Source organism: Vibrio sp. V23_P3S9T160 (assembly GCF_963886625.1).
Lineage (GTDB): Bacteria > Pseudomonadota > Gammaproteobacteria > Enterobacterales > Vibrionaceae > Vibrio > Vibrio anguillarum.
The window spans coordinates 20,203-34,688 of the sequence record NZ_CAWPDB010000182.1; the positions used below are offsets into that span (position 1 = coordinate 20,203).

Genomic DNA, 14,486 nt, shown 5'->3' on the forward strand with positions numbered 1-14,486 from the left:
AGTTTAGGGAGTAAGACGTGAAGCATTGGTTAAACAAAACGACATGGTTATTGATGGGTGGCTTGTTGTCATCGCCGTTAGTCATGGCAAACGATTTTAGTGCCAGCTTTAAAGGCACCGATATTCAAGAATTCATCAATATCGTGGGCCGTAATCTTGAAAAAACAATCATTGTTGATCCTTCAGTTCGGGGGAAGGTCGATGTCCGCAGCTATGACACGCTTAATGAAGAGCAATACTACAGCTTCTTTTTGAATGTATTGGAAGTGTATGGTTTTGCCGTGGTGGAGATGGACAACGGCGTGCTCAAAGTGATCAAGTCGAAAGATGCCAAAACGTCTGCGATTCCTGTGGTTGGCGATGAAGGAAAAGAGAACGGTGATAGCGTGATCACGCGCGTTGTTGCGGTGCGGAATGTTTCGGTACGAGAGCTTTCACCTTTGCTGCGCCAGTTGATCGATAACGCAGGAGCGGGCAACGTAGTGCATTATGATCCGGCGAACATCATTTTGATTACAGGTCGTGCTGCGGTCGTCAACCGTTTAGCCGATATCATCAAACGAGTTGACCAAGCCGGTGACAAAGACATCGAAGTGGTGGAACTGAGTAATGCATCTGCCGCTGAAATGGTGCGTATTGTGGAGGCATTAAACAAAACCACGGATGCCAAAAATACCCCAGAGTTTTTGCAACCTAAGCTGGTGGCCGATGATCGTACCAATTCTATTTTGATCTCAGGTGATCCTAAAGTCCGTGAACGTCTAAAGCGATTGATCACTCAGCTTGATGTCGAAATGGCAACCAGAGGCAATAACCGCGTCATTTACCTTAAGAATGCGAAAGCGGAAGATTTGGTTGATGTGTTGAAAGGGGTGTCTGACAACTTGCAGGCCGAGAAACAGTCTGGGCAAAAAACAGGGCAAAGTTCACAACGCACCGAAGTGATGATTTCAGCACATGCGCCGACCAATTCGTTAATTGTTACCGCCCCGCAAGACATCATGAAAGAGCTAGAAGATGTGGTTGCGCAGTTGGATATTCGTCGCGCTCAGGTATTGATTGAAGCGCTGATTGTTGAAATGGCTGAAGGGGATGGCATCAACTTAGGTGTGCAATGGGGCTCACTCGACAACGGCTCTGTGATTCAGTATGGCAATGCGGGCGCGCCAATCGGTAAGGTAATGATTGGTTTAGAAGAAGCCAAAGATACCACCACCAGTAAAGCGGTTTATAATTCTGATGGTACTTTCTTGCGCAATGAAAACACCACTACCAAAGGGGATTACTCTACTTTGGCGTCAGCGCTCGGTGCGGTCAATGGTGCAGCCATGAGCTTAGTGATGGGCGACTGGACGGCCCTCATCAGCGCCGTGTCGAGTGACTCCAACTCGAACATCTTGTCATCACCGAGTATTACGGTGATGGATAATGAAGAAGCCTCCTTCATCGTGGGCGAAGAGGTACCTGTTTTAACAGGTTCGAGCGCGGGCGCAAATAACGATAATCCTTTCCAAACCGTAGAACGCAAAGAGGTCGGTATCAAGCTGAAAGTGGTACCACAAATCAACGAAGGCGACTCAGTTCAACTGAAAATTGAACAGGAGGTATCCAACGTATTAGGAGCGAATGGTGCCGTCGATGTCCGTTTTGCAAAGCGTCAATTAAATACATCGGTCATCATTCAAGACGGGCAAATGTTAGTTCTGGGGGGGTTGATTGATGAGCGCGCGGTCGAAAGTGAATCCAAAGTCCCACTATTAGGCGATATACCGGTTTTAGGCTATTTGTTCAAATCGACCAGTACCCAAGTTGAGAAGAAAAACCTGATGGTCTTTATTAAGCCGACCATCATTCGTGATGGCATGACGGCCGATGGCATCACTCAGCGTAAGTACAACTACATTCGTGCAGAGCAGCTTTATAACGCTGATCGCGGTTTGAAGTTGATGGCGAACGACAATATTCCTGTGCTGCCTAAGTTTGGCGATGAGCGCACCCATTCTGCGGAAGTACAAGCCTTTATCGAACAAATGGAAAAACAGCAATGACCGAAGTTTTGTCGCAACCTCACTATCGTCGTTTACCATTTAGCTTTGCCAATCGTTTTAAATTGGTATTAGAGCAGGTAGAAGACAACGAGCTGCCGACGTTATTTTATGTCGCTCCGCTGGCTATCGAGTCATTGGTCGAAGTGAAACGAGTCGTGAAACAGCCGCTCAACTTGGTTGAAATTTCACTGGACGAATTTGAAAGTAAGCTGACCCAAGCTTACCAACGAGACTCGTCAGAAGCGCGACAATTAATGGAAGATATCGGTGCTGACAGTGATGATTTCTTCTCATTAGCCGAAGAGCTGCCGCAAAATGAAGATTTGTTAGAGTCAGAAAACGATGCGCCCATCATCAAATTGATCAACGCCATGCTTGGCGAAGCGATCAAAGAGGGCGCGTCGGATATTCATATTGAAACCTTTGAGAAAATCTTGTCGATTCGTTTTCGTGTCGATGGGGTACTGCGTGAAGTGTTAGCGCCGAGTCGTAAATTAGCGCCGTTGCTGGTTTCACGCGTCAAAGTAATGGCTAAGCTTGATATCGCTGAAAAACGTGTACCACAAGATGGACGCATTTCATTACGCATTGGCGGTCGAGCGGTCGATGTTCGCGTGTCAACCATGCCTTCGTCTCACGGTGAGCGTGTGGTGATGCGTTTGCTAGATAAAAACGCCACGCGCTTAGATCTGCACAGTCTAGGAATGACGGCCGCCAACCACGAAAGCTTCCGTCAATTAATCAAACGACCGCACGGCATTATTTTGGTGACGGGCCCAACCGGTTCAGGAAAATCCACCACCTTGTACGCTGGTCTGCAAGAACTCAACAGCAACGAGCGTAATATTTTAACCGTGGAAGACCCGATTGAGTTCGATATTGATGGTATTGGCCAAACTCAAGTCAATCCTAAAGTGGACATGACTTTTGCGCGAGGATTACGTGCTATTTTGCGTCAAGACCCGGATGTGGTCATGGTTGGGGAAATTCGTGATTTAGAAACCGCGCAGATTGCGGTGCAAGCGTCTTTAACCGGACACTTGGTGATGTCGACTTTGCACACCAATACCGCCATCGGTGCGATAACACGTTTGCGCGATATGGGAATTGAACCCTTTTTGATCTCATCATCGCTGCTTGGCGTATTGGCACAACGCTTAGTGCGTACCTTATGTCCCGATTGCAAAGAGGCCTACCAAGCTGATAATGAGCAGAAAAAACTGTTCAATTGTAAGAAAAAAGAGTCGCTGACACTGTATCGTCCGAAGGGCTGTGACAAATGCAATCACAAAGGGTATCGAGGCCGAACGGGTATACATGAATTGTTGCTGATTGATGATGAGGTACAAGCCTTAATTCATAGCGAAGCCGGAGAGCAAGCAATTGAAAAAGCGGTGCGGGCGAAAACACCGAGCATTCGTGATGACGGGCTTGATAAAGTGCTGAAAGGCATTACCTCACTTGAAGAAGTGATGCGAGTGACGAAGGAAGCATAATGGCGGCATTTGAATATAAAGCGCTCGACGCCAAAGGCAAACAAAAAAAGGGTGTTATTGAGGGGGACCATGCTCGGCAGGTTCGCCAGCGCTTAAAAGATCAAGGGCTTATACCGATTGAACTCATTGAGACGCAAGCGAAAGCGGCTCAGCGTGAGCAATCGCCTTTGAGTTTTAAGCGCGGTATCAGTACACCGGATTTAGCGCTCATTACTCGCCAGTTATCCACTTTAGTGCAGTCAGGCATGCCACTGGAAGAGTGTTTGAAAGCGGTATCTGAACAATCGGAAAAGCCGCGTATTCGCACCATGTTGGCCGCTGTTCGTTCCAAAGTGACCGAGGGTTATACCTTGTCAGACAGCTTGGGTGATTATCCACATATCTTTGATGACCTGTTTCGTTCGATGGTTGAAGCGGGCGAAAAATCAGGTCATTTGGATTCGGTGCTTGAGCGTTTAGCAGACTATGCTGAAAATCGCCAAAAAATGCGTTCCAAGTTACAACAAGCGATGATTTATCCAGTGGTGTTGGTGGTGTTCGCGGTGTGTATTGTGGCTTTTTTGCTGGCGGCTGTGGTGCCTAAAATCGTCGGACAATTTGTCCAAATGGGGCAAGAATTACCGAAGTCGACTCAATTTTTACTCTCCTCAAGTGATTTTATCCAGCATTGGGGTGTCCAATTGCTGGTGCTATTGGTGATCTTGCTTTATCTCGTCCGATGGTTGTTAAGCAAGCCAAATTTGCGGTTGAAGTGGGATAAAAAAATCATCGGCATGCCGTTGATTGGCAAAATCACTCGCGGTCTCAATACTGCGCGTTTTGCGCGAACTTTGTCTATTTGTACCTCCAGTGCGATTCCTATTTTGGATGGGATGCGTGTGGCGGTGGATGTGATGTCCAATAAATACGTCAAGCAACAAGTATTGTTGGCGGCTGACAATGTTCGCGAAGGGTCGAGCTTGCGTAAAGCGCTTGAGCAAACCAAGTTATTTCCACCGATGATGCTGCATATGATCGCCAGTGGTGAACAAAGTGGTGAGCTCGAAAGTATGCTGACGCGCTCGGCCGATAACCAAGACGCGAGTTTTGAATCGACGGTCAACATCGCATTAGGTATTTTTACCCCGGCATTGATTGCATTGATGGCTGGGTTGGTACTGTTTATCGTGATGGCGACCTTGATGCCGATTTTAGAAATGAATAATTTAATGAGTCGTTGATCATGACTGAATTCTGCAATGATAACGACCAAACTATGTTGGAGATTGGAATGAGAACAAAAACAAATAAACAGTCGGGCTTTACTTTGCTTGAAGTGATGGTGGTTGTGGTTATTTTGGGTATTTTGGCGAGTTTTGTGGTGCCTAATTTGCTCGGTAATAAAGAAAAAGCTGACCAACAAAAAGCGATTACCGATATTGTCGCACTCGAAAATGCGTTGGATATGTATAAATTAGACAACAGCGTGTACCCAACGACAGATCAAGGCTTAGAAGCGCTAGTGACCAAACCGTCGAATCCTGAGCCACGCAACTACCGCGATAACGGTTATATTCGCCGTTTGCCAAATGACCCTTGGGGCAACCCTTATCAATACTTAAGCCCTGGTGATAACGGTACGATTGATATCTTCACGCTGGGTGCTGATGGTCAAGAAGGCGGCGAAGGCGCCAGTGCCGACATAGGCAACTGGAACATGCAAGATTTCCAATAAGAGAGAGGGCGGCCTTAGCCGCCCCATTTATCTGATGCTATCTCAACGCGGTTTTACCCTACTCGAAATACTGCTGGTGCTCGTGCTGCTCTCGCTCAGTGCTGTGGCCGTTATATCGACGCTACCTAGCACGAACAACGATGATGCGAAACAGTACGCGATGAGCCTTTATCAGCGTCTACAACTGAGCAATGAAGAAGCCATTCTCAGTGGCAAAGATTTTGGTTTGCGGGTCGATGAAAAAAAATCGCATCTGGTTTTTCTATCGATGGAGGACAAGGGATGGCAGCCGCTAGAGAGCAAGAAAATGGCTTCACAGCTCCAACTGCCTGAGGGGTTATCTCTCCAGTTTGAGCTGGGAGGAAGTGCATGGAAAAACGACGATCGACTCTTCAAACCGGGCAGTCTGTTTGATGACGATAAGTTTGCTGATGAAAACGAACAGAAAAAGCAGCTACCACCACAAGTGTTTATTTTATCCAGTGGTGAGCTTACCCCTTTTGTCCTGAGCATCCATCTTAATCAGCAAGATGCAGAGCAAGGCTGGCGAGTGGTAGTGAAAGAAAACGGGGAAATCACGCTGTTCGCTCCGGGAGATGCGATCGATGGGTAAACAAAAAGCGATGACGCTGTTAGAAGTCTTGGTGGCGCTGGCTATTTTTGCCACCGCTTCCATCAGTGTGATCCGTTCGGTCAGCCAACACATCAATACCGTGAGTTATTTGGAAGAAAAAGCGTTTGCCGCCATGGTGGTCGATAACCAGATGGCGCAAGTGATGCTTACTCCTCAAAACGTACAAGCGAAAAATGGCAGTGAAGTATTGGCGGGTCGAACCTGGTATTGGAAAGTCACTTTAGTACCCACTGCGGATAATTTATTGAAAGCTTTTGATGTCAGCGTGGCTAGTGAAAAAGAAGGATCACCTTTGGTGACAGTGAGAAGTTATGTCGCCAAATAAACGGAACAAAGGTTTTACCCTGATTGAAGTGCTGGTGGCGATTGCGATTTTCGCTAGTTTGAGCGTTGGTGCTTACCAAGTATTGAACCAAGTCCAGCGCAGTAATGAGATTTCAGCCCAACGTAGCCAGCGTTTGAACGAATTGCAGCGCGCCATGGTGTTAATGGATGGCGATTTTCGGCAGATGGCAACGCGTCAATTTCGCACCAATGGTGAAGAGCCAAGTCAACAGATGCTGATTTGGAAAGAGTACTTGCTCGACTCCGATCAAAAAGGAGTGCTGTTTGCACGATTAGGTTGGCATAACCCACAGCAGCAATTTCCACGCGGGGAAGTCACTAAGGTCGGCTACCGAATTAAAGAGGGCGTGTTAGAGCGTATATGGTGGCGTTATCCTGATACTCCTGCAGGGCAAGAAGGGATCATCACGCCATTGTTACATGATGTTGAGTCACTATCGCTGCGCTTTTATAACCAAGATAAATGGAGTGAAGAGTGGAGTGATGCCTTGAAAATCCCACAGGCGGTGGCCGTGAAATTGGCGCTGAAAGATTATGGCGAGATTGAGCGTATCTACCTTACTGCTGGTGGTGGCATCAATTCGACCAATAAAGAGGCTGATAATAATGGCGCACCCTAATCGAGCCCAACGCGGTGTGGCGTTAATCGTTATCTTGCTGTTGTTGGCGATTATGGTGTCGATTGCCGCAACCATGTCCGAACGTTTATTCACACAGTTTCAAAGAGCGAATAATCAAATTAGTTACCAGCAAGCCTATTGGTATAGTGTGGGTAGTGAAGCTTTAGCCAAAGTTGCTATCGAGCAGAGCTACAAAGACAACGAAACGATTAACTTAAGTCAACCTTGGGCGATGAAAGAGCAAACGTATCCATTGGATTACGGCACTCTGAAAGGGCGCATCCTTGATAAACAGGCTTGTTTTAACCTGAATGTACTCTCGAGAGCCAGACCTGCGGCAGGGAGTGTCGAAAAACCCTATTTAGTGCAAGTGTTGCAACGGTTATTGGAAGAGCTTGAGGTCGACAGCTATCAAGCCGAAGTGATTGCCGATTCGGCTTGGGAGTATATTGATGGCGATTCAGATGTGCAGTCCTCTTATGGCGTAGAAGACAGCCAGTATGAATCAATGTCTCCTGCTTATCTGGCGGCGAATAGTTTACTTGCGGATAACAGTGAGTTGCGCGCGGTTCAGCAGGTGAGCGGTGATGTAATGAATAAAATAGCGCCTTATATCTGTACTCTCCCCACTGATGATTGGCGTTTGAATATCAATACCTTGGAACCCGATCATGCCAAGTTATTGGTGGCGATGTTCAGCCCGCACTTAAGTGAAGGGGATGCAAAAAACTTACTCGAGAGCCGACCATTTGATGGCTGGGCTTCGGTAGACAATTTTCTCGCAGAGGCCGCATTGGCTGCTGTGGAGAGCAAAGTGAAAGAAGAAGCGAAACAGTACCTAGCTGTCGATAGTGCTTATTTTGAACTGGATGCTCAAATCTTGGTTGATGACTCGCGAGTTCGTATTCGCAGTTTATTGTTTAGTGATAATAGAGAAACCGCAACGGTCATACGCCGTCGCTTTGGAGGGATCAGTGAGCGAGTTTCTGACCGTTCGGCTGAGTAGTCAACAAGACGCTGAAATACCTTGGCTGGTGTGGTCAACACAGCAGCAAGAAGTGATTGCCAGCGGTGAAATATCCGGATGGGAGCAGCTATCTCAGCTCTCTAGCTATGCGGCTGAACGCGCCACGATTGTGCTGCTCGCTGCCAGTGATTTAGTTCTGACTGAGGTCGCGATTCCATCAGGGGCGGCTCGTCGCTTAGAGTCAATGTTGCCTTATCTAATCGAAGATGAGATCGCACAAGATGTGGATGAGCTGCATTTTTCAATTTTGCATAAAACTGCTTCCACTGCTTACGTTGTCGGGGTGGATCGTGCTTGGTTGCGTACCCGCTTAGATGAGCTCAAAGCCGCGGGTTTTGACGTGAAAAAGGTATTACCGGATGTGTTGGCTATCCCGGCATCAGAGGGGTTGTCGGCACTGCAGATCGGCCAAGAATGGTTAATCCGTAAAGGTGAGTATTTAGGGGTGAGCATTGAACCGCAGTGGTTAACGCTGTTTAGTGCTTCAGAATGGGTCAAGCAAGAGGGGCACTATTTACCGCTAGAGGCGTATACCCCGCTCCCTGAGCTGACATTGGCTGAAGGGCAACATTGGCAACAGGCCGAGCCTCATTTAGTCATGGCGTTGCTGACTCAGCAAGCGATAGCGAGCAAAGTGACTTTACTGACGGGAAGTTTTAAAACCAAGTCCTCGTTTTTGAAGCATTGGCAAGTATGGCAAAAATGCGCATTAGCGGCCGCGGTGTTGATTGTAACTTCAACCAGCCACCATCTTTTGCAAGCAGGGCACTACGAAGCGCAAGCCGATGCTTATCGAGCGGAGAGTGAACGTGTTTTTCGCGCGATTTTCCCTGATAAACAGAAAATACCCACCATCAGTTACCTGAAAAGACTGATGAATGATGAAGCGGCTCGGCTCTCTGGCGGCGAAGCCAACGGTTCGATGTTGGAGTGGTTGTCCAAGCTGCCCAGCAGTGTCGGCAGCGTACCGAACATGCAGTTGCAAAGTGTTAAATATGATGGCAATCGGGGTGAAATTCGTCTTGAAGTTCAAAGTAATGATTTTGAAAGCTTTGAACAAGCGCGCCTTAAATTGGAAAAGCAGTTTGTGGTTGAGCAAGGGCAGTTAAACCGCTCGGGTTCTGTAGTCAATGGTACCTTCATACTGAAAAGCCAGTAAGGTGAGTGACATGAAAAATAGCCTGAGTGCACTTCAACAACGATGGGCGGCTTTTTCCCCTCGTGAACAGAAATTACTGTTAGGTGGTGTGTCGCTGTGTGTGGTTGCGATCATTTATTGGGGCATTTTAGCGCCACTTAATCAGAAAACCGAGCTTGCGCAAGCCCGGATTATCAGTGAAAGACAATTGCTTAATTGGGTGACGGATAAGGCCGATGCCATTACTCAATTGCGCGCACAAGGTGGTGGGGTGGCAACGACGCAACCGCTCAATCAAGTCATCTCATCAAGTGTGCAGCGTTTTCAAATTGAGCTTATTCGTATTCAACCGCGTGATGAAATGATGCAGGTTTGGATACAACCACTTCCTTTCTCTAAATTGGTGGATTGGCTTGCCTTTCTAAAAGAGCAGCAAGGTGTCGATGTCGAGTTTATGGACATCAATCGTGCTCAGCAAAGTGGCGTTGTCGAAGTAAAACGCTTACAACTGAAGCGAGGTGGTGAGTGAAAAAGAAATTGCTCTATAGCGGGTTCCTTGTAATGGTTTTTCTCATCAGTGTGGTCGCGCATATTCCTGCCTCCTTGGTGATGAATCAACTCTCCTCTTCCGAAGTCATGCGTGTCACTGGTGTTGACGGTACGGTGTGGTCTGGTAGTGCTCAACAACTGTTTTGGCAAGGGCAAAATGTCGGCGATCTCAGCTGGGACATCCAAGTATCGCAACTGCTGATGGCCAAGTTTGAAGTGGCGGTACGCTTTGGACGCGGTAGTGATATGGGAGTTCGTGGCAAAGGCAATCTTGGTCTGGGGTTTTCTGGCCCTTATGCGGACAAGGTTGTGGTTTCTGTCGCGGCTAATAAATTGGCGACGCTGTTTCCGCTGCCTGTACCAGTGACTTTTCAGGGGCAAGTCGAATTGTCCCTGAACCATTACCGCTATGATAGCCCGTGGTGTGAATCTGCCGAAGGCTCACTTGCGTGGACTCATGGCCGAGTTGACTCACCTTTAGGAGAGCTCTCGCTTGGTCCGGTAGTGACAGATCTGCAATGTCAAAGCAATCAGATGACATTGAACGGTCAGCAAAACAGTGATCAAATGAGCAGTGAATTTGCCCTGCAGCTGCAACCAGACATGAGTTACAGTGCGAAAGCGTGGTTTAAACCTGAAGCGCAATTCCCACCCGAAATGGCGGAGCAATTACAGTGGATTGGAGCGCCAGACAACCAAGGTAAATATCTGTTTAATTATCAAGGCCAGCTTTGATTGGTTTTTTAACCGTAATCATTTCATACCCCAATAAAAATGCTGAGTCTATTGATCAGCATTTTTATTGGTAATGGCCGTTATGGTTTGACTTGTAAAATGGTATTCCAAGGCAAATCGGCATCCCCTAATACAATAAAGTTGGGGTTTTCTAACGTTTCACGCTCATTGTAGGACAGCGGTTGCAGTTGCGTGTTGAGGATGCGTCCGCCCGCCTCTTCTACGATGCATTGCGTGGCGGCGGTATCCCATTCACCGGTTGGGCCGAGACGCAAATAGCAGTCGACAGCACCTTCTGCGACTAAACACGCTTTCAGCGCTGCCGAGCCCAGCGGCACTAGCTCATAATTCCATGCGCTGCTCATGCAACTTGTAATGCGGTTAATATCTTGGCGGCGACTGATCGCAATCGCGATGGATTGCCCAACGGTTTCGTGCTTGTGTGTTTCAATACGCAAGCTTTCAGACATGTCGGGGATCTTCCATGCGCCTTTGCCTGCGTAGGCGTAGTAGGTCACGCCAGAAACGGGCCCATAGACGACGCCCATCACTGGTTGGTTTTCTTCGATCAGTGCGATAATGGTGGCAAAGTCACCACTGCGCGCAATAAACTCTTGCGTACCATCAAGCGGGTCAACCAACCAGTACCGCTGCCATTGGCTGCGTTTTTCTAGGCTAATGTCCGCCGCCTCTTCCGACAAAACAGGAATATCTGGCGTGAGTTCACTCAGTCGTTCGCAGATCAGTTTATGCGCAGCAAGATCGGCACTGGTGACAGGGGTGTGGTCACTTTTGGTGAACGCTTCGTAGTTTTTCTTTTCGTAGATATCGAGAATCAATTGCCCGGCAGAGCGAGCGATTTCAATTACGTCAGGCAGTAAGTAAGATAAATTATTGGCTGTTGGCATCATCAATCCTATAGCTCTACTTTGTTATTTTAGGCTGCGCAGAGCAAGCAGTAGTGCGGTAATGCTTCGGGCTTCACAGAAATCGAGGTGAGTCAGTAGCTCTTCTGCTTGGGCCAGAGGCCAGCGAATGACCTCTAAAGGTTCGGGTTCATCGCCTTCCATTACTTCTGAGTATAGATCTTGTGCTAAGAAGAGTGTCATTTTGCTCGAAAAGTAAGAGGGGGCAAGTACCACCTCTTTTAAGGGGGTTAAGATGGTTGCGCCAAAACCAATTTCTTCTTTGAGTTCACGATTTGCTGCTTGTTGCGGGCTTTCTCCTTGGTCAATCAAACCCTTAGGGAATCCGAGCTCATAGCGTTCAGTGCCAGCGGCATACTCTCGAACCAGCAGTAAATCTCCTTGTGCCGTTACTGGCACCATCATGACTGCATGCCGGCCGCTCGGTTTCATTCGTTCATAGGTGCGCTGTTCGCCGTTAGAAAAGCGTAAATCTAATGATTCGATGGTAAACAGGGTCGATTGGGCTGCCGTTCTTTGGGCTAAAATTTCGGGCAGTTTTCTGGTTGGCATACACTAATTCCCGTAAGGCAAATGACTTTTCTAACTATATGAGAAAATGACCTTAATTGAAAAGGACTTGAGCGCGGCAAATGATTTTAAGTATAAAAAAGCCGAGAATCTCATCTCGGCTTCGTTTTTCTGTAATCCACGTATCTAGCGATTCACTAGTAGTAAGAGTGCTCACCACGATCGTGTTCAGTAGCATCGCGCACCGCGGTTAATTCGCCTTCAAATTGTTGAAGCAGTTCTTTTTCAATGCCTTCTTTGAGGGTGACATCGACCATTGAACAACCGTTACAGCCGCCACCAAAGGCGACAATCGCAATACCATCTTCGGTGATTTCAACCAAGCTGACATGGCCACCATGGCCAGCTAACTGCGGGTTGACTTGAGTTTGAATCGCATATTCCACACGTTCAATCAGGCTTGCGTCATCAGACACTTTACGCATCTTCGCATTCGGAGCTTTAAGTGTCAGTTGTGAACCCATTTTATCTGTGACGAAATCGATCTCTGCGTCTTCTAAAAACGGCAAGCTCAGTTCATCGACATACGCAGAAAAACCTTCAAAGGCAATTTCAGTATCAGTCGCTTCCACTGCCTCGGGTGGGCAGTAAGAGACGCCACACTCTGCATTTTGAGTGCCTGGATTGACTACAAAAACTCGGATGTTAGTACCATCAGGCTGTTGCCCAAGCAACTTGCCGAAATGGGTTTGGGCTGTTTCGGTAATAATAATAGAATTTGACACGACGAATACCTGAGTAAATTTATAGGTTATTACTTGCCATTCTACTCCTGAAACACGGCGGATCCAGTCCTTTTTACGCGCTAAATAAAACCGTGTTGGTTAATCTTTAGGTTCAGGAGTGCGGCATATGCAGTAAATATCAATCCTTTCGACACCGACTTCAAGCAGTAATTGACAGATTTGCTGCACGGTGCTGCCCGTGGTCACTACATCATCAACAAGTGCAATGTGCTTGTGCGTGGGAAGGTGCCGTAGTGTGAATGCATGTTTGAGATTTTGTTTGCGCTGTAATTTAGAAAGCCCTTGCTGCTGGGGCGTTGCGCGATTGCGTTTGATCAACTGGTTATCGCAGCTAGCCCCCAGTTGTTGACTTAATTGAGAGGCAAGTAGTGCGCTTTGATTGAAGCCGCGTTTTAAGCGCCGTTGCCAGTGCAACGGAACGCTGGTGATGAGCGGGGCGGGAGTGTCGATACGTGGCGTCAGTAAGGCACTCAAATGGCGAGATTGCCAAAATTGACCTTCATATTTGAGTTGATGAATGGTGTGACTGAGCGGAAAAATATAGTCGCCGACACAGTATAGGCGTTGCCAAGGCGGAGGATTTGCTAAACATTGCCCACATTGAGGCACGGTAATAAGCGTTGGCAGGCCGCACTGTTGGCAGCGAGGTTGTGGTGCAAAATAGGTTAGGCAGGTCTTACACCAAGCCCCAGTTTGGTGAGTTTCAATCGGTAAACGACACAGTAGACACTGACGGCTTACCAAGCGAGTGATGGTTTTTTGAACCCAATGCGATAACATAACTCAACCAAAGCTGTGAAACGAAGTATGGTTATACTCTTGCAACTTGAATCAGTCTTTGTGTTGACCGTGATTTCAAGTCAGTGAGTGTATGATCGGTATTTTTTCAGCGAAGAAGTGTGAATTTAGTGGGGGAATTTGTGAGCATGGCCACAGCGTTATATTGGCAAGCTTCAGGCGAGGGCGATGATCTTGTCTTGGTGCACGGTTGGGGGATGAATGGTGCAGTATGGCAGCAAGCGGTCGATGTGCTTAAAGGACATTTTCGTGTGCACGTGGTTGATTTGCCTGGTTATGGTCACAGCGCTGCTAGCCACGCCGCTGATCTAGAAGAGATCGCGCAAGCGCTAATCATGCAAGCGCCTAAACAAGCCATTTGGGTTGGTTGGTCTTTGGGTGGGTTAGTGGCGACTCATATGGCACTGCATCACCCAAGTTATGTGAGCAAATTGGTCACTGTGGCGAGTTCTCCCAAATTTGCGGCACAGAAACCGTGGCGTGGCATTCTCCCTCAAGTGCTCAGTGCCTTTACTGAACAGTTAATGGACGATTTTCAGGCTACTGTTGAGCGCTTTATGGCGCTGCAAGCGATGGGCAGCCCTCAGGCAAAGCAAGATGTGAAATACCTAAAACAAGCGGTGTTATCACGGCCCGCGCCGAACCCACAATCATTGTTAGCGGGTTTGGTCATATTGGCGGAGGTGGATTTGCGCCAGCCGTTGACAGCACTCTCGATTCCCATGCTTCGTCTGTATGGTCGGCTTGATGGTTTGGTGCCGGTTAAGGTAGCGCAAGAGTTGCAAAAAATCTTGCCCAATAGCGAGCAGTACATTTTTGGCAATTCCTCCCACGCACCGTTCATCACTGAACTGGACGATTTTTGCCAGCAGCTCATCGCCTTTGCACGTTAAGGCATTGATACCCATGCAATGTCTTTCTACTTAAAGCTACAGCTGTGTTGGCTTACCTCAATCACATCGTTGATCTCTCTCATGGGGATTCACCCGCTTGCTGTCTTTATCTGCAGCATCCTGAAACGTCAAGTCGTTGGGTGCAAATGTTAAATTAAAAATAAATTTGCTAAAAGTTTGAGCAATCTGGTCGATATAAAGTCTAACCCAGTAGTGCTGAGCGAAAGCAGGTCTATCGGGGCGGGCG

At 47.7% G+C, this 14,486-nt stretch carries 16 protein-coding genes; 12 read left to right on the forward strand and 4 right to left on the reverse strand.

Translation table 11 applies throughout. The annotated features are described in order from the left end of the window. Positions 1-17 precede the first annotated feature (17 nt). From gspD to AACU59_RS17190, 11 genes are read left to right on the forward strand one after another with little or no spacing between them, the layout of a single operon-like run. On the forward strand, positions 18-2,048 hold the full coding sequence (gene gspD, locus AACU59_RS17140; RefSeq protein WP_094145036.1) for a type II secretion system secretin GspD: 2,031 nt from the start codon (positions 18-20) through the stop codon (positions 2,046-2,048). Continuing rightward, entirely contained in the window at positions 2,045-3,544 is a 1,500-nt protein-coding gene (gene gspE / locus AACU59_RS17145) for a type II secretion system ATPase GspE (protein WP_094145035.1), read from the forward strand. Before gspD ends, gspE begins: the two co-directional genes overlap by 4 nt. Beyond that, positions 3,544-4,764 (forward strand): type II secretion system inner membrane protein GspF, encoded by a 1,221-nt coding sequence (gene gspF / locus AACU59_RS17150; protein WP_094145034.1) that lies wholly within the window; start codon positions 3,544-3,546, stop codon positions 4,762-4,764. The genes gspE and gspF overlap by 1 nt, the downstream gene beginning before the upstream one ends. Before the next feature lie 50 nt (positions 4,765-4,814). Then, positions 4,815-5,258 carry a type II secretion system major pseudopilin GspG gene (gspG, locus tag AACU59_RS17155; protein ID WP_010319321.1) on the forward strand — a complete coding sequence of 148 codons (444 nt, stop codon included), beginning with the start codon at positions 4,815-4,817 and terminating at the stop codon, positions 5,256-5,258. Positions 5,259-5,292: 34 nt separating this feature from the next. Further along, entirely contained in the window at positions 5,293-5,871 is a 579-nt protein-coding gene (gspH, locus tag AACU59_RS17160) for a type II secretion system minor pseudopilin GspH (RefSeq protein WP_013855434.1), read from the forward strand. Beyond that, on the forward strand, positions 5,855-6,217 hold the full coding sequence (gene gspI, locus AACU59_RS17165) for a type II secretion system minor pseudopilin GspI (protein WP_017045697.1): 363 nt from the start codon (positions 5,855-5,857) through the stop codon (positions 6,215-6,217). Before gspH ends, gspI begins: the two co-directional genes overlap by 17 nt. Next, the gene (gspJ, locus tag AACU59_RS17170) at positions 6,204-6,857 is read left to right on the forward strand and encodes a type II secretion system minor pseudopilin GspJ (RefSeq protein ID WP_088731482.1); all 654 of its coding nucleotides are present in this window, start codon (positions 6,204-6,206) and stop codon (positions 6,855-6,857) included. The genes gspI and gspJ overlap by 14 nt, the downstream gene beginning before the upstream one ends. Beyond that, a complete protein-coding gene (gene gspK, locus AACU59_RS17175) occupies positions 6,844-7,863 on the forward strand; it encodes a type II secretion system minor pseudopilin GspK (RefSeq protein WP_017048718.1) in 1,020 nt (339 codons plus the stop codon). Before gspJ ends, gspK begins: the two co-directional genes overlap by 14 nt. Beyond that, positions 7,832-9,043: a type II secretion system protein GspL gene (gene gspL / locus AACU59_RS17180; protein WP_094145033.1), complete on the forward strand. Its 1,212-nt coding sequence runs from the start codon at positions 7,832-7,834 to the stop codon at positions 9,041-9,043. The genes gspK and gspL overlap by 32 nt, the downstream gene beginning before the upstream one ends. A gap of 10 nt (positions 9,044-9,053) precedes the next feature. Further along, a complete protein-coding gene (locus tag AACU59_RS17185; protein ID WP_013855429.1) occupies positions 9,054-9,551 on the forward strand; it encodes a type II secretion system protein M in 498 nt (165 codons plus the stop codon). Then, positions 9,548-10,306 carry a type II secretion system protein N gene (locus tag AACU59_RS17190; RefSeq protein ID WP_094145032.1) on the forward strand — a complete coding sequence of 253 codons (759 nt, stop codon included), beginning with the start codon at positions 9,548-9,550 and terminating at the stop codon, positions 10,304-10,306. The genes AACU59_RS17185 and AACU59_RS17190 overlap by 4 nt, the downstream gene beginning before the upstream one ends. 80 nt (positions 10,307-10,386) lie before the next feature. On the opposite strand, the gene cysQ is transcribed toward AACU59_RS17190, so the two are convergent. The 4 genes from cysQ to AACU59_RS17210 all read right to left on the reverse strand — a co-directional run bounded on the left by cysQ (position 10,387) and on the right by AACU59_RS17210 (position 13,328). Beyond that, on the reverse strand, positions 10,387-11,214 hold the full coding sequence (gene cysQ / locus AACU59_RS17195; RefSeq protein WP_010319313.1) for a 3'(2'),5'-bisphosphate nucleotidase CysQ: 828 nt from the start codon (positions 11,212-11,214) through the stop codon (positions 10,387-10,389). A gap of 24 nt (positions 11,215-11,238) precedes the next feature. Then, positions 11,239-11,784 carry an ADP compounds hydrolase NudE gene (gene nudE / locus AACU59_RS17200; RefSeq protein WP_047688019.1) on the reverse strand — a complete coding sequence of 182 codons (546 nt, stop codon included), beginning with the start codon at positions 11,782-11,784 and terminating at the stop codon, positions 11,239-11,241. Between the two features lie 155 nt (positions 11,785-11,939). Next, the gene (nfuA, locus tag AACU59_RS17205) at positions 11,940-12,527 is read right to left on the reverse strand and encodes a Fe-S biogenesis protein NfuA (RefSeq protein WP_013855425.1); all 588 of its coding nucleotides are present in this window, start codon (positions 12,525-12,527) and stop codon (positions 11,940-11,942) included. A gap of 99 nt (positions 12,528-12,626) precedes the next feature. After that, positions 12,627-13,328, reverse strand: coding sequence for an amidophosphoribosyltransferase (locus AACU59_RS17210; protein WP_019282843.1), 702 nt, complete (start codon positions 13,326-13,328; stop codon positions 12,627-12,629). Between the two features lie 146 nt (positions 13,329-13,474). On the opposite strand from AACU59_RS17210, the gene bioH reads away from it, so the two are divergent. Continuing rightward, positions 13,475-14,239: a pimeloyl-ACP methyl ester esterase BioH gene (bioH, locus tag AACU59_RS17215; protein WP_094145031.1), complete on the forward strand. Its 765-nt coding sequence runs from the start codon at positions 13,475-13,477 to the stop codon at positions 14,237-14,239. The last annotated feature ends 247 nt before the right edge of the window (positions 14,240-14,486 follow it).

Coding starts and splice junctions, on each gene's coding strand:
- AACU59_RS17185 (WP_013855429.1), top strand. CDS start 9,054: ATGAAAAATAGCCTGAGTGCACTTCAACAACGATGGGCGGCTTTTTCC.
- gspF (WP_094145034.1), top strand. CDS start 3,544: ATGGCGGCATTTGAATATAAAGCGCTCGACGCCAAAGGCAAACAAAAA.
- gspG (WP_010319321.1), top strand. CDS start 4,815: ATGAGAACAAAAACAAATAAACAGTCGGGCTTTACTTTGCTTGAAGTG.
- cysQ (WP_010319313.1), bottom strand. CDS start 11,214: ATGCCAACAGCCAATAATTTATCTTACTTACTGCCTGACGTAATTGAA.
- bioH (WP_094145031.1), top strand. CDS start 13,475: ATGGCCACAGCGTTATATTGGCAAGCTTCAGGCGAGGGCGATGATCTT.
- gspH (WP_013855434.1), top strand. CDS start 5,293: ATGCTATCTCAACGCGGTTTTACCCTACTCGAAATACTGCTGGTGCTC.
- gspE (WP_094145035.1), top strand. CDS start 2,045: ATGACCGAAGTTTTGTCGCAACCTCACTATCGTCGTTTACCATTTAGC.
- nudE (WP_047688019.1), bottom strand. CDS start 11,784: ATGCCAACCAGAAAACTGCCCGAAATTTTAGCCCAAAGAACGGCAGCC.
- gspK (WP_017048718.1), top strand. CDS start 6,844: ATGGCGCACCCTAATCGAGCCCAACGCGGTGTGGCGTTAATCGTTATC.
- gspI (WP_017045697.1), top strand. CDS start 5,855: ATGCGATCGATGGGTAAACAAAAAGCGATGACGCTGTTAGAAGTCTTG.
- gspJ (WP_088731482.1), top strand. CDS start 6,204: ATGTCGCCAAATAAACGGAACAAAGGTTTTACCCTGATTGAAGTGCTG.
- AACU59_RS17210 (WP_019282843.1), bottom strand. CDS start 13,328: ATGTTATCGCATTGGGTTCAAAAAACCATCACTCGCTTGGTAAGCCGT.